The 15,604-nt window shown below is 75.3% G+C and carries 20 protein-coding genes; 11 read left to right on the top strand and 9 right to left on the bottom strand.

The window, feature by feature from the left end:
* Positions 1–6: 6 nt before the first annotated feature.
* Positions 7–1,146 (bottom strand): sensor histidine kinase, encoded by a 1,140-nt coding sequence (locus HL663_RS04915; RefSeq protein ID WP_173027323.1) that lies wholly within the window; start codon positions 1,144–1,146, stop codon positions 7–9.
* Positions 1,143–1,865 carry a response regulator transcription factor gene (locus HL663_RS04910; protein ID WP_173027322.1) on the bottom strand — a complete coding sequence of 241 codons (723 nt, stop codon included), beginning with the start codon at positions 1,863–1,865 and terminating at the stop codon, positions 1,143–1,145. The genes HL663_RS04915 and HL663_RS04910 overlap by 4 nt, the downstream gene beginning before the upstream one ends.
* A gap of 44 nt (positions 1,866–1,909) precedes the next feature.
* Between HL663_RS04910 and HL663_RS04905 the strand changes: the two genes are divergently transcribed.
* Together HL663_RS04905 and HL663_RS04900 are read left to right on the top strand one after the other, a co-directional pair.
* Positions 1,910–2,905, top strand: coding sequence for a small ribosomal subunit Rsm22 family protein (locus tag HL663_RS04905; protein ID WP_286175941.1), 996 nt, complete (start codon positions 1,910–1,912; stop codon positions 2,903–2,905).
* Between the two features lie 74 nt (positions 2,906–2,979).
* Complete coding sequence (locus HL663_RS04900; protein ID WP_173027321.1) at positions 2,980–3,258, top strand: HU family DNA-binding protein; 279 nt, start codon at positions 2,980–2,982, stop codon at positions 3,256–3,258.
* Between the two features lie 201 nt (positions 3,259–3,459).
* Here the strand turns inward: HL663_RS04900 and ykgO are convergent, their stop codons facing one another.
* Genes ykgO through HL663_RS04880 form a run of 4 tightly spaced genes read right to left on the bottom strand, consistent with a single transcriptional unit; the run spans position 3,460 to position 5,121 of the window.
* Entirely contained in the window at positions 3,460–3,582 is a 123-nt protein-coding gene (gene ykgO, locus HL663_RS04895; RefSeq protein ID WP_173027320.1) for a type B 50S ribosomal protein L36, read from the bottom strand.
* Positions 3,579–3,746: a 50S ribosomal protein L32 gene (gene rpmF / locus HL663_RS04890; protein ID WP_173027319.1), complete on the bottom strand. Its 168-nt coding sequence runs from the start codon at positions 3,744–3,746 to the stop codon at positions 3,579–3,581. Before rpmF ends, ykgO begins: the two co-directional genes overlap by 4 nt.
* Positions 3,747–3,784: 38 nt before the next feature.
* Positions 3,785–4,870: a CobW family GTP-binding protein gene (locus tag HL663_RS04885; protein WP_216842678.1), complete on the bottom strand. Its 1,086-nt coding sequence runs from the start codon at positions 4,868–4,870 to the stop codon at positions 3,785–3,787.
* Positions 4,867–5,121 (bottom strand): type B 50S ribosomal protein L31, encoded by a 255-nt coding sequence (locus HL663_RS04880; RefSeq protein ID WP_173027318.1) that lies wholly within the window; start codon positions 5,119–5,121, stop codon positions 4,867–4,869. The genes HL663_RS04885 and HL663_RS04880 overlap by 4 nt, the downstream gene beginning before the upstream one ends.
* Before the next feature lie 94 nt (positions 5,122–5,215).
* On the opposite strand from HL663_RS04880, the gene rpmB reads away from it, so the two are divergent.
* From rpmB to HL663_RS04845, 7 genes are all read left to right on the top strand, one after another.
* Positions 5,216–5,452, top strand: a complete 237-nt coding sequence (gene rpmB / locus HL663_RS04875; RefSeq protein ID WP_173027317.1) for a 50S ribosomal protein L28 — start codon at positions 5,216–5,218, stop codon at positions 5,450–5,452.
* Entirely contained in the window at positions 5,452–5,622 is a 171-nt protein-coding gene (gene rpmG, locus HL663_RS04870; protein ID WP_173027316.1) for a 50S ribosomal protein L33, read from the top strand. The genes rpmB and rpmG overlap by 1 nt, the downstream gene beginning before the upstream one ends.
* The gene (rpsN, locus tag HL663_RS04865) at positions 5,622–5,927 is read left to right on the top strand and encodes a 30S ribosomal protein S14 (protein WP_173027315.1); all 306 of its coding nucleotides are present in this window, start codon (positions 5,622–5,624) and stop codon (positions 5,925–5,927) included. Before rpmG ends, rpsN begins: the two co-directional genes overlap by 1 nt.
* Before the next feature lie 146 nt (positions 5,928–6,073).
* Positions 6,074–6,595 (top strand): YbhB/YbcL family Raf kinase inhibitor-like protein, encoded by a 522-nt coding sequence (locus HL663_RS04860; protein WP_173027314.1) that lies wholly within the window; start codon positions 6,074–6,076, stop codon positions 6,593–6,595.
* Positions 6,596–6,694: 99 nt separating this feature from the next.
* Entirely contained in the window at positions 6,695–8,173 is a 1,479-nt protein-coding gene (locus HL663_RS04855; RefSeq protein ID WP_173027313.1) for a gamma-aminobutyraldehyde dehydrogenase, read from the top strand.
* 58 nt (positions 8,174–8,231) lie between these two features.
* On the top strand, positions 8,232–8,843 hold the full coding sequence (locus HL663_RS04850) for a lipocalin family protein (RefSeq protein ID WP_173027312.1): 612 nt from the start codon (positions 8,232–8,234) through the stop codon (positions 8,841–8,843).
* 60 nt (positions 8,844–8,903) lie between these two features.
* Positions 8,904–10,280: an aspartate aminotransferase family protein gene (locus tag HL663_RS04845; RefSeq protein ID WP_173027311.1), complete on the top strand. Its 1,377-nt coding sequence runs from the start codon at positions 8,904–8,906 to the stop codon at positions 10,278–10,280.
* A 113-nt stretch (positions 10,281–10,393) separates the two neighbouring features.
* On the opposite strand, the gene HL663_RS04840 is transcribed toward HL663_RS04845, so the two are convergent.
* From HL663_RS04840 to HL663_RS04830, 3 genes are all read right to left on the bottom strand, one after another.
* Positions 10,394–11,875: an MFS transporter gene (locus HL663_RS04840; protein WP_173027310.1), complete on the bottom strand. Its 1,482-nt coding sequence runs from the start codon at positions 11,873–11,875 to the stop codon at positions 10,394–10,396.
* Positions 11,872–12,435, bottom strand: coding sequence for a TetR/AcrR family transcriptional regulator (locus tag HL663_RS04835; RefSeq protein WP_173027309.1), 564 nt, complete (start codon positions 12,433–12,435; stop codon positions 11,872–11,874). Before HL663_RS04835 ends, HL663_RS04840 begins: the two co-directional genes overlap by 4 nt.
* Positions 12,436–12,618: 183 nt before the next feature.
* Positions 12,619–13,164 (bottom strand): hypothetical protein, encoded by a 546-nt coding sequence (locus HL663_RS04830; protein ID WP_173027308.1) that lies wholly within the window; start codon positions 13,162–13,164, stop codon positions 12,619–12,621.
* Between the two features lie 335 nt (positions 13,165–13,499).
* Here HL663_RS04830 and HL663_RS04825 point away from each other — a divergent pair, with 335 nt between their 5' ends.
* The gene (locus HL663_RS04825; RefSeq protein WP_286175939.1) at positions 13,500–14,195 is read left to right on the top strand and encodes a response regulator transcription factor; all 696 of its coding nucleotides are present in this window, start codon (positions 13,500–13,502) and stop codon (positions 14,193–14,195) included.
* A complete protein-coding gene (locus HL663_RS04820) occupies positions 14,195–15,559 on the top strand; it encodes a sensor histidine kinase (protein ID WP_173027306.1) in 1,365 nt (454 codons plus the stop codon). Before HL663_RS04825 ends, HL663_RS04820 begins: the two co-directional genes overlap by 1 nt.
* Positions 15,560–15,604 lie beyond the last annotated feature (45 nt).

Below are 15,604 nucleotides of genomic sequence, written 5' to 3'. Positions count from 1 at the left end.
TGCCGATCAGGCCCCGGGCCCGGCCGGACCGCGCGTGACCCTGCCGTCTCCCTGCTGCGGCAGGGTCACCTCGAAGCGGGCACCCCGCCCGGGGCCGTCCGACGTCGCCACGAGCTCGCCGGTGTGGGCACGGACGATGTCGCGCGCGATCGTCAGGCCGATGCCCGACCCCGTGTCCGCACCCTCCCGGCGCCGCCCGGGCACCCGGTAGAAGCGTTCGAAGACGCGCTCGAGGTCCTCGGCGGCCAGCCCCTCCCCGGTGTCCTCGACGGACACGCGGACCGTGCCGGCCGCGGCGTGCACCGCCACCTCGACGCGGCCCCCGGCCGGCGTGGCGCGCACCGCGTTGCCGACGAGGTTGGTCACGACCTGGGCGATGCGGTCGGGGTCGACGACCGCCTCCACCGACCCGCCCACGACGAGCACGAGCTCGAGGCCGGCGTCCTGCGCCTGGGGCCGCAGCCGCTCGCCCGCCGCGCTGACGAGCGCGGCGAGGTCCGTCGGACGGGGCCGCAGCCCGAGCCGGCCCTCCTCGGCCCGGGAGAGCGCGGAGAGGTCCTCGGCCAGCCGACGCAGCCGCCGCACCTCGTCCGCGACCTTGCCGAGCTGCTCCGGGCCGGCCGGGAGGACGCCGTCGATCATCCCCTCGACGTAGCCGTCGACGACGGTGAGCGGCGTGCGCATCTCGTGCGCGACCTCGCCGAGGAGCCGGGTGCGCCGGGCCTCGGTCTCCGAGAGCGCCCGGCCGAGCGTGTTGACGTCGTCGGCGAGCGCGGCGAGCTCCTGCTCGCGCGGCGGCTCGACGTGCACGTCGTAGCGGCCCGCGGCGATGAGCCGGGTCGTCTCGCCGACCTGCCGCAGGGGCCGCACCAGCCGCGTCGCCGCGAGCACCCCGAAGGCGGCGGCCGCGACGACCCCGACGAGCAGCCCGACGCCGATCGCCTGGGTCAGGGCGTCGACGACCTGCGCGCGCACCTGCTGCTGCGTCCCGGGGCCGGGGCCGCGGCCGGTCATCATCCGACCCATGCCGGTGGAGCGGTCGAAGATGACCGGCGTCAGCGCCCGCACGACGAGCACCGTCGCGAGGCCGCCGAGCAGCGCGACGACGAGGTGGCTGAGGACGAGTCGGACGGCGACGCGGTTCACGGCTCCCCCTCGGGACGCGGCAGGAACTTGTAGCCGACCCCGCGGACCGTCCCGATGACCCGGGGGTCGGCGGCGTCGTCGCCGAGCGCGCGGCGCATGCTGCGGACGTGCACGTCGACGACGCGGGCGTCGCCGTAGAAGTCGTAGCCCCAGACCTCCTCGAGGAGCTGGGCGCGGCTGAACACCCGTCCGGGAGAGGCGGCGAGCGCGTGCAGGAGGTCGAACTCCAGCGCGGAGAGCCGCACCTCGCGACCGTCGACGCGCAGCTCCCGCCGCACCGGGTCGAGCGTGAGGCCGTCGAAGCGCAGGACGCCGTCGTCGGCCGGGGCGCCGGGGGCCTCGGCGTCGCGGCTGCGGCGCAGCACGGTCCGGACCCGGGCGACCACCTCGCGCGGGCTGAACGGCTTGGTCACGTAGTCGTCCGCGCCCGTCGCGAGCCCGACGAGGGTGTCGACCTCCTCGGCGCGCGCGGTCACGAGGACCACGTAGACGTCCGAGGTGCGCCGCAGGGTCCGCAGCACGTCGAGGCCGTCGAGGTCCGGCAGGCCGATGTCGAGGAGCACGAGGTCCGGGGCGCTGCCGTCCGTCGCGAGCGCCCGGCGCAGCGCCTCGGCGCCGGTGGCCGCCTCGGCGACCAGGTGGCCCTCGGCCTCGAGGTAGGCGCGCAGCACGGTGCGGATCTCTGGCTCGTCGTCGACGACGAGGACGCGACGCGACATCCGACCTCCTGCGGGTGACCGTCACCAGCGTAGGAGGATGGGGCGTGCCCGCCCCGCTCAACCGCGCCCTCGAGGCCGTCCTCGACGGCGCAGACGCCGACGCCCTGCGCCGGGCGACGACCCGCCTCATCGACGTCTACCGCTCCGGCGCACCGCCGGCCGAGCAGGTGCTGCGCGACCGCGTGGCCGCCACGGCGTACGCCGCCTACCGGATGCCCGCCACCCACGCCGCGATCGCCCGCGTCCTCCGGTACGCCCTCGAGGTCGACCCGGCCCTGGCCCCCCGCTCGCTCGTCGACGTCGGCGGCGGCACCGGCGCGGCGGCCTGGGCGGCGGTCGAGGAGTTCGACGTGCTGGAGTCGGTCGAGATCGTCGACGGCTCCGCCGACGCCCTCGCGGTGGGGGCCGCGGTGGGTCGCCACGGCCCGCCCGCGCTGGCCGGCGCCCGGTGGACCCGGCGCGACCTCGGCGACGGCGCCGCCCTGCCCCCGGCCGACCTCGCCACCGTCGCCTACCTCCTCGGCGAGCTCGAGCCCGCCCTGCAGGAGCGCGTCGTCGACGCCGCCGCGGCCGCCGCGGACGTCGTCGCCGTCGTCGAGCCCGGCACGCCGCGGGGCTTCGCTGCGGTCCTCGCCGCCCGCGACCGGCTGCTCGCCGCCGGGTGGCACGTCCTCGCGCCCTGCCCGCACGAGCAGGCCTGCCCCCTGGCCGCGGCCGGCGACTGGTGCCACCTCGCCGTCCGGCTCGACCGCACCGCGCTGCACCGCCGCCTCAAGGGCGCGGCGCTCGGGCACGAGGACGAGAAGGTGTCGTACGTCGTCGCCCGCCGCTCGCCCGTGCCGCCGTCGGTCCGACCCTCCGGACGCGTGCTGCGCCATCCGCGGACCCGCAAGGGGATGGTCGCGCTCGAGCTCTGCCGGGCCGACGGGAGCGCCTCCGAGGAGGTCGTCAGCAAGCGCCAGGGCCCGCGCTACCGGGCCGCGCGCCACGCCGGGTGGGGGGACCAGTGGCCCGAAGGGGGAACGGACCCGGCAGACTGACCGTTGACGCCGCCGGACACATCCCGGCGGTAGCGTCGGAACTTCAGCACCACACGACAACGAGGAAAGGTCCCATGTCGACCAAGAAGGACATCGCCCAGGCCGTCTCGCAGCGCACGGACGTCTCCGCGTCCGCCGCCGAGGAGATCATCAACGCGGCCCTCGACGTGGTCGTCGAGCACCTCGCCAAGGGCGAGGACGTCAAGCTGGCCGGCTTCGGCAGCTTCGAGACCCGTGAGCGCGCCGCCCGCACCGGCCGCAACCCGCAGACCGGCGCCGAGATCCAGATCGCCGCGTCGACGTCGGTCGGCTTCAAGGCCGCCGCGCAGCTCAAGCGCGCCGTCAACGGCTGACCCAGCCGCGAACGCCCGAACGGGGCGCCGACCACCCGGTCGGCGCCCCGTTCGCGCATCCCGCGCCGGCGCGCGTCCCACCCCGCCCCTGCCGCCCCCACGTCTCGGGGTCACCCCGAGAGATCCCCGAGACCCCGGTTCGGAGCCGGGGTCTCGGGGACGAACCGGGGCGTCAGTGCGGCGAGGGGCGCCGAGGCGGCCTCAGCCCTGGCGCGCCTTGAGGCGCGGGTTCTGCCGGTTGATGACGTAGACCTTGCCGCGCCGGCGCACGACCTGGGACCCCGGCGCGTTCTTGAGCGACCGGATGCTCGCGCGCACCTTCATCGCACCTCCACCCGCCCCTCGATGACGGCGCGGACGAGCCGACGAGGCACCTCGACCCGACGACCGTCGACGAGCACGGGGACGAGGTCGGGCACCGCGGCCTTCCAGTTCGCCCGGCGGTGACGGGTGTTGCTGCGCGACGTACGGCGCTTGGGGACGGCCACGGTCGGCCTCCTTCTCTGGTGGGGGATGGACGCCGGGGTCAGGCGACCCGGCGGACGGGCCCGAGCCACGGCTCGAGGCCGTCGTCGGCGACGTCCCAGTACGGGCCGCGCGCCGAGAGCTCGGCATCGGTGAGCAGGCACTCGACGAAGACGCGACGCAGCTCCTCGCGGGCGTCGTCCTCGCGCAGGCCCGTGACGAGCAGGCGCGTCATCGGGCGGGAGCGCCCCCACTCCCCCTGGAGCCCGACGCTCAGCTGGCCGCCCGCGCCGTCCCACACGCCGACGGCGCCCGGCCGGCTGGCGAGCCAGAAGCAGCCGCGCGAGCGGAACGGCCCGCCGCCGAGGACGTCGACGCGGTCATGGAGGCGCTGCGGGTGGAAGGGCCGGTCGGCCACGAGCTCGAGGCTCCAGACGTGGTGGCCCTCGGCCGCGCGGCTCGGGCCCTCGTGCACCTCGCCGACCCACGCCTCGGTGGCGTCGTGGTCGTGCAGGCCGGGCAGCAGCTGCTCGGCGCGTAGCCCCGGCCAGTCGCGCGTCACGAGGGCGCCCGGCCGCACGAGGTGGGTGACGAGCTGCACGCCGGCGTCGGGGGTCTCGCCGAACAGAGCGACGAGGTCGGCGTACTCGACCATCCCACCGAGCACCTCACCCACCCCGCGCCGGTCGGACGCGAGCGTGCCGAGGTCGCGCTCGGGGAGGATCTCGTCGCCGAGGACGTCGTCGAGGACGCGGGCGCCGTCGAGGGCGGCGACCACCCCGGCGATCCGCACGCTCGGGGCGATCGCGGGGTCCCACCCGAGCACCCGGCAGACCGACAGCCCGTCGGCGGCCACGGGCAGGTGCGCGACGACGGCGCCCCAGCGCCCGAGGGCGCCGAGCCGCTCGAGGGTCGGCAGGACGTCCTCGCGCACCGCACAGCTGGAGCAGGCGTGCTCCAGCGGCACGACCTCGCGCTCGAGCAGCCCGGTGAGGTCGGACACGGTGCGCACGAGGTGGCCGGCTGCGGCGTCGAGGTCGTGCCGGACGACGACGGCGTCGGGCAGGTCGAACTGCAGCCCGATGGTCGCGGCGGCCATCGAGTCGGCGTCGAGGCCGGTGACGAGGAAGACCGGGACGCGGCTCACGACGCGCTCCCGCCGCGGCCGTAGCGGCGGTTGAAGCGCTGCACGCGGCCCTCGCTGTCGAGGGTGCGGGCGCGCCCGGTCCAGAACGGGTGGGAGTCGGCCGAGACCTCGACGTCGATGACGGGGTAGGTCGCGCCGTCGAGCTCGACCGTGGCGTCCGGGACGCGGGTCGAGCGGGTGAGGAACATCGCGCCGGTCGAGCGGTCGCGGAAGACGACCTGCTCGTAGCGCGGGTGGATGCCGGGACGCACGCGCCCCTCCTTCCGGGTCGGGAATAGTTTGATAACGGTTCTCATTCTATGTCATGGTGGCCGCGCCACCGCAACCACCCAGGAGGTCCCACCCGTGTCCCGCACGTGCCAGGTCACCGGAGCCACCCCCGGCTTCGGCCACCGCATCTCGCACTCGCACCGCCGCACCAAGCGACGGTTCGACGTCAACGTCCAGCACAAGCGCTACCGGGTGCCGAGCCTGGGCCGCTCCGTGCGGCTCACGGTGTCCGCCCGGGGCATCAAGACCATCGACGTCCGCGGCATCGACGCGGTCGTCACCGACCTGCTCCGGAAGGGAGTGAAGCTCTGATGGCGAAGAAGTCCGCCGACGTCCGCCCGAAGGTGATCCTGCGCTCGAGCGCGGGGACGGGCACGAGCTACGTCACCGAGAAGAACCGGCGCAACGACCCCGAACGGCTCGTCCTGCGCAAGTACGACCCGAAGGTCCGCCGCCACGTCGAGTTCCGCGAGTCGCGCTGATGGCGAAGCGGAGCCTGCGCGTCGCCGACGAGCGGCGGCGCGCGGTCGTCGCCCGGTACGCCGAGCGGCGCGCCGCGTTCAGGGAGGCCTCGCGCGACCCGCGCGCGAGCGAGGAGGAGCGCGCCGCGGCCCGGCTCGGGCTGCAGCGCCTCCCCCGCGACGCCTCGCCGACCCGCCTGGTCAGCCGCGACGTCGTCGACGGCCGGCCGCACGCGGTGTACCGGCGCTTCGGGCTCTCGCGGGTCCGGCTGCGCGAGATGGCCCACCGCGGGGAGCTGCCGGGGGTCACCAAGAGCTCCTGGTGACCCCCGGCCCCACCCGACTGATTGCGAGTTCGGCCGCGCGACACGCCGCCAGCAGGCGTGTCGGGCGGCCGAGCTCGCAATAAGTGGGGGCGTCACGGGGTTGGCTTGAGGGACCGCACTCCCCCGACGTCGCAGGAGATGACCGCATGAGCCTCGAGCGCCCCACCGCCCCGAACCCGTACGAGATGCTGCCCGCCGTCCCGTCCTTCACCGTGACGAGCGACGACGTGACCGACGGCGCGCCGCTGAAGGACGACCAGGTCGCCGACCATGGCAACACCTCCCCCCAGGTCTCGTGGAGCGGCGCCCCCGAGGGCACGCAGAGCTACGTCGTCACGGTCTTCGACCCGGACGCCCCCACCCCCTCGGGCTTCTGGCACTGGGTCCTCGTCGACGTGCCGGCCGACGTCACCTCGCTGCCGGCCGGCGCCGCCGCCGGCGAGCTGCCCGGGAAGGCCTTCCACGTCCGCAACGACACCGGCGAGCAGGGCTTCGCCGGCGCCGCCCCGCCCCAGGGCGACGTGCCACACCGCTACTACCTCGTCGTCCACGCCGTCTCCGAGCCGACGCTCGGGGTCGACGCCGACGCCTCGCCGGCGGTCGTCTCGTTCAACCTGGCCTTCAAGACCCTCGGACGGGCCGTCATCCACGGGACCTACCAGCACTGATGCGAGAAGCCGTCGCGCCCCGGCGCGACGGAATCCGTCGTCTCATCGCGCCCCCGCTGCCCTTTCCGGCAGCGGGGGCGCACCCGTATGCTCGCCGCCATGCACCAGTACATCGCCGGTGAGCGGCGGACCGGCAGCACCGGCGAGCGCTTCGACGTCCTCGACCCCAGCACCGACGAGGTGGTCGAGTCCGTCGTCCTCGCCGGCACCGACGACGTCGACGCCGCCGTCGACGCGGCCACGACCGCCTACGCCGAGTGGTCGCGCGCGACCCCGGCCGAGCGCTCCGCCGTCCTCCTGCGGGCTGCCGCCCTCCTCGACGAGCGCGCCGAGGAGCTCGCGCAGCTCGAGTCGCGCCAGGCCGGCAAGCCGATCCGCCTCGCCCGCGAGTTCGACGTCCCCGGCACCGTCGACAACACCGCGTTCTTCGGCGCGGCCGCCCGCCGCCTCGACGGGATGGCCACCGGCGAGTACTCCGCCGACCACACGAGCGGCATCCGCCGCGAGCCCATCGGCGTCGTCGGCTCCATCGCGCCGTGGAACTACCCCCTGCAGATGGCCGCGTGGAAGGTCCTGCCGGCGATCGCGGCGGGCAACACGATCGTCCTCAAGCCGGCCGAGATCACCCCGCTGACCTCGCTGCCCTTCGCCGAGGCCTTCACCGAGGCCGGCGCGCCCCCCGGCGTCGTCAACGTCGCCACGGGCACCGGCCCGGTCGCCGGCGAGCACCTCGTCGGGCACCCCGGCGTCGCGATGACCTCCTTCACCGGCTCGACCGCCGTCGGCCGCCGGGTCATGGCCACCGCGTCGGCCACGGGCAAGCGCGTCCACCTCGAGCTCGGGGGCAAGGCGCCGTTCGTCGTGTTCGACGACGCCGACCTCGAGGCCGCCGTCCACGGCGCCGCCGCCGGCAACCTCATCAACGCCGGCCAGGACTGCACCGCCGCGGCCCGGGCCATCGTCCACCGCTCCGTGTATGACGAGTTCGTCCGCGGTGTCGCCGACCTCTACGGCTCCGTGCGGATGGGCCCGACGGCCGACCCCGCCACCGACCTCGGCCCGCTGTCCTCGCGTGCGCACCTGAACAAGGTCGCCGGGATGGTCGAGCGCGCCCGCGGGTACGCCCGCGTCGTCCGGGGCGGAGCGACCCCCACCGGCGACCTCGCGCGCGGCTGCTACTACGAGCCGACCGTCGTCGCCGACGTGCCGCTGGACTCCGAGATCTGGCGCGACGAGGTCTTCGGGCCGGTGCTCGTCGTCGTCCCCTTCGACGACGACGACGAGGCCATCCGCCTCGCGAACGACACCGAGTTCGGTCTCGCCGCCTCGGCCTGGACCCGCGACACCTACCGCGCCGGCCGCGCGACCCGCGAGATCGCCGCCGGCTGCGTGTGGGTCAACGACCACATCCCGATCATCAGCGAGATGCCGCACGGCGGATACAAGTCCTCCGGCTTCGGCAAGGACATGTCGGCGTACTCCCTCGACGAGTACACCAACGTCAAGCACGTCATGCACGACATCACCGGCGAGGCGCGCAAGCCGTGGCACCGCACGATCTTCACGCTGCCCGGCTGATGCGGCGCCGTCCGCTCCGGGCGGGCGCGACGCACCTCCCCTCGCCTACCGTGAGGGGATGAGCGACCTGCTGCCCGGCGACCCCCTGCGCACCGCCGCGAACATCGTCACCGGCGCGGTCGACCGCGTCGTCGACCTCGTCCGCGGCGACGACCGCCCGCCGCCGCCCACCGTCGGCTCCGTCGACCTGGCCCGGTACGCCGGCCGCTGGTACGAGCTGGCCCGGCTGCCGATGACCTTCCAGGACGACGCGACGGTGAGCATCGCCGAGTACACGCTGCGCGAGGACGGCTCGGTCGGCGTGCACAACGAGAGCCACCGCGGCGACGAGCAGGAGCACTCCATCGACGGCTCGGCCACGCCGGCCGAGGGCGCCGAGGAGAGCAACGACCGGCTGCGGGTGCGCTTCGGCGGGCTCGTGCGCTTCGTCCCCGTGTCGTCGGAGGGCAACTACTGGGTGCTCCGGCTGGCCGACGACTACTCGACGGCGCTCGTCGGCACGCCCGACCGCTCGGCGCTCTGGCTGCTGGCCCGCGACGAGCACGCCTGGGGCACACCGGCCGTCGAGGCGCACCTGGCGTGGGCGCAGGAGCAGGGCTTCGACCTCGACCCGCTCCTCGTCGCCGACTGGACCACCCGCACGACGCATCCCTACCGCCCCACCGCCTGACGCACCGACCCCTCACGTTCCGACCCCGACCCGCCCACGAGAACCCCGAAAGGCCGCCCGATGACCGAGTTCGCCTCCCCCGACGTCCAGCCCGACAGCGACAAGGGCGCCCAGGTCGCGCGCGACGACCGCGCCCACGTCTTCCACTCGTGGTCCGCGCAGGCCCAGATCGCGCCGCTGCCCATCGCCGGCGCGTCGGGCTCGTACTTCTGGGACTTCGAGGGCAAGCGCTACCTCGACTTCTCGAGCCAGCTCGTCAACGTCAACATCGGCTACCAGCACCCGAAGCTCGTCGCGGCCATCCAGGAGGCCGCGGCCCGCCAGTGCACCATCGCCCCGAGCTTCGCCGACGAGTCGCGCTCCGAGGCGGCGCGGATGATCGCCGAGCGCGCCCCGGGGGACCTCGACAAGGTGTTCTTCACCAACGGCGGCGCCGAGGCCACCGAGAACGCGATGCGGATGGCGCGCATCCACACCGGCCGCAACAAGATCCTCACGACCTACCGCAGCTACCACGGCGCCACGAGCGGCTCGATCCTCGCGACCGGTGAGCCGCGCCGCTGGGGGTCCGAGCCCGGCGCACCGGGGTTCGTGCACTTCTGGGGCCCCTACCCCTTCCGGTCGGCGTTCCACGCGACCTCCCCGGAGCAGGAGTGCGAGCGCGCGCTGCAGCACCTGCGCGACACCGTCATGGTCGAGGGCCCGCAGACGATCGCGGCGATCATGCTCGAGACCGTCGTCGGCACCAACGGCATCCTGATCCCGCCGGACGGCTACCTCGCCGGCGTCCGCGAGCTGTGCGACGAGTTCGGCATCCTGTGGATCGCCGACGAGGTGATGGCCGGCTTCGGGCGCTGCGGCGAGTGGTTCGCCGTCGACCACTGGGACCTCGCGCCCGACCTCATCTGCTTCGCGAAGGGCGTCAACAGCGGCTACGTCCCGCTCGGTGGCGTGGTCATCTCGGCCCGGGTCGCGGCCACGTTCGACGACCGCCCCTACCCGGGCGGCCTCACCTACTCGGGCCACCCGCTGGCCTGCGCCTCGGCCGTGGCGTCGATGCGCATCTTCGAGGAGGAGGGCATCCTCGAGCACGTCCGGAAGATGGCCGACACCGTCGTCGGGCCGCGTCTGCAGGAGATCCGGGCGAAGCACCCGTCGGTCGGCGAGGTCCGCGGCCTCGGGATGTTCTGGGCGCTCGACCTCGTCAAGGACGCGACGACGAACGAGGCGCTCGTGCCCTACAACGCCTCGGGCGAGGACGCGAAGCCGATGGGCGAGCTGATGGCCGCCTGCAAGGCCGAGGGCCTGTGGCCGATGACGCACTTCAACCGGCTGCACGTCGTGCCGCCGCTCACGACGACCGCCGAGGAGCTGACCGAGGGCCTCGACGTCCTCGACCGCGCCCTGGCCGTCACGGACGCGCACGTCACCGCCTGACGCCCGAGGTCCGCAGCGCGGGCTACACCGCAGTACGTGTCGCCAGAGCGACGGTTACTGCGGTGTAGCCCGCGTCGTGCGTCGGGGCCGGGGGTCGCTGGGCCGGCGCCGCTTCAGTGGTGGGCGTCGTCGAGCGTCAGGTCCGCCGGGACGAGGCGCCACACGGCGACCGCCGCCAGGGCCGTGAGCACCGCGCCGACGGCACCGACCGCCGCGAAGGCGGTGACGAACGCGTCGGAGGCCGCGCCGAACGACGGGCCACCCACCGCCCCGGCCACGGACTCGCGGACGGCGGCGCCCACGTCGTCGGGCAGGCCGGCGCGGTAGACCGCCCCGACGAGGCTGCCGAGGAAGGTGATGCCGAGGACGGCGCCGAGCTCGTAGGTGATCTCCTCGAGGGCGGCCGCGGAGCCGGCCTGGACGTCGGTGGCCGCGCCCATGATGAGGGCCGACCCGAGGCCGAGCGCCGAGGTCCCGAGGCCGACCACCGCGAAGGCCACGGCGACCCAGGGGTAGGTCGCGGGCACGACCGCCAGGAGGGCCAGGCCCGTCGCGAGCACCCCGAGACCGCCGGCGAGCACGAGCCGCGGGCTGGTCCTAGCCGCGAGGGCGGGCGCGAACGGCGAGGCGACCATCGCGCCGACGGCCAACGGCAGGAGGGCGACGCCCGACTCCAGCGGGCTCCATCCCTCGACGAGCTGCAACCACTGGCTGCCGACGAAGAGGACCGAGGCCATCGCGGCGCTGCTCGCGAGTGCGGCGACGACACCGGCCCGCAGCACCGGCTGCCCGAAGAGGCGCACGTCGAGCATCGGCCGGTCGGAGGCCAGGGACCTGCGGGCGAAGACGGCCAGCGCGGCGACGCCGACGACGAGGAGCACGAGCGTCGGCAGGGTCGGACCGTGCTTGCCGAGCTGCTTGGCCGCGTAGACGACGGCGGTCATCCCGCCCGCCGAGAGGAGCACCCCGGCGGCGTCGATGCGACCCGGGCGCTGCGAGCGGTTCTCGGGGAGCAGCCGGAGCGCCGCGCCGATGGCGAGGACCATGAGCGGCACGTTGAGGAGGAAGGCGGAGTGCCAGCTGAACGCCTCGAGCAGCGCGCCCCCGACGACGGGGCCCACCGCGGCGCCGAGCGCGGCCGTCGCGCCCCAGACGCTCAGCGCGAGGGTGCGCTCGCGGGCGTCGGGGAACAGCGCGCGGATGAGCGAGAGGGTCGAGGGCATGACCATCGCGCCGCCGACGCCGAGCACGGCCCGGATGGCGATGACGGCGCTCGCGCTGTCGGCCCCGAGGACGGCGACCGAGCCGACGCCGAAGACGGCGTAGCCGGTGACGAGCATCCGCTTGCGCCCCCAGCGGTCGCCGAGGGCGGTGACCGGGACGAGGAGCCCGGCGAGCGCGAGCGCGTAGGCGTCGACGACCCACAGCTGCGGGACCGAGCCGAGGCCGAGCTCCTCGGCCATCTCGGGCAGCGCCACGTTGAGGATCGTCATGTCCATGACGACGACGAGCAGGCTGGCCGCGAGGACGGCGAGCGCCCACCAGCGGCGGGGGTCGGCGGCCGTCCGGGCCCGGGGCGGGGTGAGGACGGTCATGACGCCACCGCACCGGCGAAGAGGGTCGACAGCACGAGGCGCCCGGCGTCGCGACGGGCCACGTCGCCGATGCGGACGGCCTCGCGGGCGGCGACGAGCAGGCCGTAGATGGCGTGGCCGAGCCACCGCAGCGGCAGGTCGGCGCGCAGGACGCCGGCGCGCTGGGCCGCGGCGAGGAGGACCGCCTCGCGGTCCTCGAGCACCTGGGTGCGGGCCACGAGCTCGGCGCTGGCGAGGATGACCTGGTCGGTCAGCGCGAAGCCGAAGTCGTCGGAGTCGGCGACGTAGCCGAGCACGAGCGCCTCGAGGGTGGCGCGCAGCCGGGCGGCGTCACCGGTGGCGGCCACGCCCTCGACGTCGGCCTCGTCGAGCCGGCGCTCCCACTGGTCGAGGGAGCGGGTGCCGAGCTCGACGAGCAGCGCCTCGCGCGAGTCGAAGTGCCGGTGCAGCGTGGCCCGGCTGATGCCGGCGGCCTCGGCGACGGCGCCCATCGACGCGGACGCGTCCGTGTTGAGCACCCGCTGGGCGGCGCCCAGCACGTGGTGGCGGTCTGCGGCCATCGGTCGTGCACTCCCTCGTCGTCGATATGAGACATCACTGTCTCATATGCGACATCGGGATCTCAAACGGAGAGGGGGTGCCGATGGGGTGCGCCAGCCCCCGGTGGGCACACCGCAGGCGCGGGCTACACCGCAGTAATCGTTGCCAGAGCGACGGTGACTGCGGTGTAGCCCGCGTTCGCGTCAGGAGGCGGAGGGGGCCGGGGTTGCGGACGGCGCGCGGTTGGCCGGCTTGGCCGGGAGCTCGACGCCGCACGTCTGCGCAGCGGCCTTCAGGTCCGCGCGGACCTCGCGACGCTGGTCCTTCGTCATCGGGCCCCACGGCCGGCTGACCTTCGCGTCGTCGAGGCACTGCTTCTGGGTGGCGCTCAGGTCGTCCCAGAAGGCGCGGGCCTTCGGGAAGGGCAGCTCGACGCCGCACGTCTGCGCGGCGGCCGTCACCTGGTCGCGCAGGGCCTTCTTCTCGGCGTCGTCGAGGGGGCCGACGGGGCGGCTGACCTTCGCGTCCTCGAGGCACTGGCGCTGGGTGTCGTCGAGCTTCTTCCACCAGCCGCGGCCGGGGTGGATGCGCGCCTGCGGGGCGGTGTCGTCGGCGGTCGAGGCCGCGCTCACGGCATCGACGGCGGCGACCGGTGCGGGCGCGGCGGTGGCGGTGGTCGCGACGACGCCGGTGGCCACGGCGGCGCCGCCGACGGCGAGCGCGACGAGGGAGGTGCGGAGGGCGGGCATCGGGTGCTCCTTGCGGGGGTGGGTCGGGGTGCTGACGGGGACGAGCCTGACGAGCGACCCTCGCGGCCACCCCGGCCTCACCTCGCGACTTCCTGAAGACCGCCCTCATGGCGGGCTCCGCCGCTCGGCAGGCCGCCGGACGGCGCAGCCGCAGCCGGTCACCCGCCGTGGACGCGGTCGTGGTCGCCTCCGTGGCGTCGGGGTGGGGGCGACCACCCCCGTTTCGACGCCACGGCCGGCACCTCGGAGCGCACCGCCCCGGCAGCCCTGGCGTCTTCAGGAAGTCCCGAGGTGTTCTCCAGACGGGCGCGACCCCGGCGTGGGAGCGTGGCGTCGTGGCCGAGCCCGCCCCCGCCCCGCGCGTCCTCGTCGTCGACGACGAGGAGAACATCGCCTACCTCGTGACCTCCGCGCTGCGCCTGGCCGGGATGGACGTCAGCAGCGTCGCGAGCGGCGAGGAGGCCCTGGCCGCCGCGGCCCGCACCCGCCCCGACGCCGTCGTCCTCGACGTCATGCTCCCCGACCTCGACGGCTTCGAGGTCCTGCGCCGGCTGCGCGCGACCGGCAGCACCGCCCCCGTCCTCTTCCTCACCGCCCGCAGCGACACCGCCGACCGGGTGCGCGGCCTGACGAGCGGCGGCGACGACTACGTGACCAAGCCGTTCGCGCTCGAGGAGCTCGTCGCCCGGGTCCACGTCGCGCTGCGGCGGGCCGGCACCGCGGCGGCCCCCAGCGCCCGCCACCGCGTGCACGACCTCGTCCTCGACGAGGACCAGCACCGGGTCTGGCGCGGCGACACCGAGGTCCACCTCACCGCGACGGAGTTCAGCCTCCTGCGGCTCCTGCTCGTCAACGCCGGCCGGGTCGTCACCCGCGCGCAGATCCTCGACCACGTCTGGCAGTACGACTTCGCGGGCGAGAGCGCCATCATCGAGTCGTTCGTGTCGACGCTGCGCAAGAAGGTCGACGCCGTCGAGCCCAAGCTCGTCCACACGGTCCGGGGCGTCGGCTACACCGTCCGGGAGCCCTGATGACCCTGCGCCGTCGGCTCCTCGTCGCGGTCGCGGTGCTGGCCGTCCTCGCGCTCGTCGCCGGCACGGCGGTCGTCCTCGCGCAGCGGGCCTTCCTCGTCGGCCGCCTCGACGCCCAGGTCGCGGCCCTCGCCCAGAACCCCCGCGCCGTCCTCCTCGCGTCGCAGCGGGCCGACGGCGCCGTCGCGACCGCGGCGCTCAGCGACGTCTACGTGGGCCGGATGACCGGCGACGGACGGCTGACGACCGTGCTCGCCCCGCAGACCGACCCCGACCTCGTGCCGGCCCTCGACCCCGGCGAGCGCATCCCGACCCCCGAGGGGCGAGCCACGGCCTCCGGCGCCGCGCAACGGGTCCGCGTCGTCACCGTCGAGCTGCCCAACGGCCGCGCGCAGGCCGTCGTCGCCGTGCCGACCACCCCGGCCGACGTGGCCACCCGGCGCCTCGCCGCGACCCTCGGGCTGGCCGGCCTCGTCGCCGCGGTCCTCGTCGGGCTGCTGCTCTGGTGGGTCGACCGCCTCGGCCTGCGCCCCATCGCCGGGATGACCGAGGCGGCGGGCGCCATCACCGCCGGCGACACCGCCCGCCGTGTGCCCCCGGGGCCGCCGGGCACCGAGGCCGCCCGGCTCGGCGAGGCCCTCAACACGATGATCGACACGACCACGGCGACGCAGGAGCGGATGCGCCGCTTCGTCGCCGACGCCTCGCACGAGCTGCGGACCCCGCTGACCACGGTCGGGGGCTACGCCGCGCTGCACGCCGCGCGCCCGCCGGGGCCGCTCGACGACGCCGGCCGCGCCGAGGTCGACGACGCGATGCGGCGGATCGGCGACGAGGCCGGCCGGATGCGCCGCCTCGTCGACGGGCTGCTCGACCTCACCGGGCTCGAGTCCCCCGACGCGCTGCGCCGCGAGCCGGTCGACCTCGCCGCGCTCCTGCGCGACGTCGCCTCGGACCTGCGGGTCGTCGCGCCCGACCGGGTCGTGACCCTCGAGGGGCCCGAGCGGCTCGTCGTCGACGCCGACCGCGACCGGGTGACCCAGGCGGTCGTCGGGCTGACGTCGAACGCCGTCCGGCACACCCCGGCGGGCACCCCGGTCGCGCTGCGGCTGCACCGCGTCCCGGGGTGGGTGCGCGTCGAGGTCTCGGACGCCGGCCCCGGCATCCCCGCCGAGCACCTGCCGCACCTGCTCGAGCGCTTCTACCGGGTCGACCGCTCGCGCAGCTCGGGCAGCGGGGGGTCCGGGCTCGGGCTGGCCGTCGTCGAGGCCGTCGCCCGGGCGCACGGCGGGTCGGTGGCGGTCTCGTCGAGCCCCGGGGTGGGCACGACGTTCGTCCTGGACCTGCCCGACCGACCGGCCTGAACCCTGTGGACGGACTCGGCGGATGTCGGTGCCTCGACGTACGGT

The organism is Arthrobacter sp. NEB 688 (genome assembly GCF_013201035.1).
In the GTDB taxonomy this organism is placed as follows: Bacteria; Actinomycetota; Actinomycetes; order Actinomycetales; family Dermatophilaceae; genus Phycicoccus.
The sequence above is the reverse complement of the archived record's forward strand: the minus strand, read 5'-3'. Positions and strand labels throughout refer to the sequence as shown.

Excerpts from the sequence above, each read along its gene's own strand:
- HL663_RS04855 (WP_173027313.1), top strand. The coding sequence starts at position 6,695 with ATGCACCAGTACATCGCCGGTGAGCGGCGGACCGGCAGCACCGGCGAG.
- HL663_RS04910 (WP_173027322.1), bottom strand. The coding sequence starts at position 1,865 with ATGTCGCGTCGCGTCCTCGTCGTCGACGACGAGCCAGAGATCCGCACC.
- ykgO (WP_173027320.1), bottom strand. The coding sequence starts at position 3,582 with ATGAAGGTGCGCGCGAGCATCCGGTCGCTCAAGAACGCGCCGGGGTCC.
- HL663_RS04850 (WP_173027312.1), top strand. The coding sequence starts at position 8,232 with ATGAGCGACCTGCTGCCCGGCGACCCCCTGCGCACCGCCGCGAACATC.
- HL663_RS04835 (WP_173027309.1), bottom strand. The coding sequence starts at position 12,435 with ATGGCCGCAGACCGCCACCACGTGCTGGGCGCCGCCCAGCGGGTGCTC.
- HL663_RS04900 (WP_173027321.1), top strand. The coding sequence starts at position 2,980 with ATGTCGACCAAGAAGGACATCGCCCAGGCCGTCTCGCAGCGCACGGAC.
- rpsN (WP_173027315.1), top strand. The coding sequence starts at position 5,622 with ATGGCGAAGCGGAGCCTGCGCGTCGCCGACGAGCGGCGGCGCGCGGTC.
- HL663_RS04860 (WP_173027314.1), top strand. The coding sequence starts at position 6,074 with ATGAGCCTCGAGCGCCCCACCGCCCCGAACCCGTACGAGATGCTGCCC.
- HL663_RS04840 (WP_173027310.1), bottom strand. The coding sequence starts at position 11,875 with ATGACCGTCCTCACCCCGCCCCGGGCCCGGACGGCCGCCGACCCCCGC.
- HL663_RS04820 (WP_173027306.1), top strand. The coding sequence starts at position 14,195 with ATGACCCTGCGCCGTCGGCTCCTCGTCGCGGTCGCGGTGCTGGCCGTC.
- rpmG (WP_173027316.1), top strand. The coding sequence starts at position 5,452 with ATGGCGAAGAAGTCCGCCGACGTCCGCCCGAAGGTGATCCTGCGCTCG.
- HL663_RS04830 (WP_173027308.1), bottom strand. The coding sequence starts at position 13,164 with ATGCCCGCCCTCCGCACCTCCCTCGTCGCGCTCGCCGTCGGCGGCGCC.
- HL663_RS04845 (WP_173027311.1), top strand. The coding sequence starts at position 8,904 with ATGACCGAGTTCGCCTCCCCCGACGTCCAGCCCGACAGCGACAAGGGC.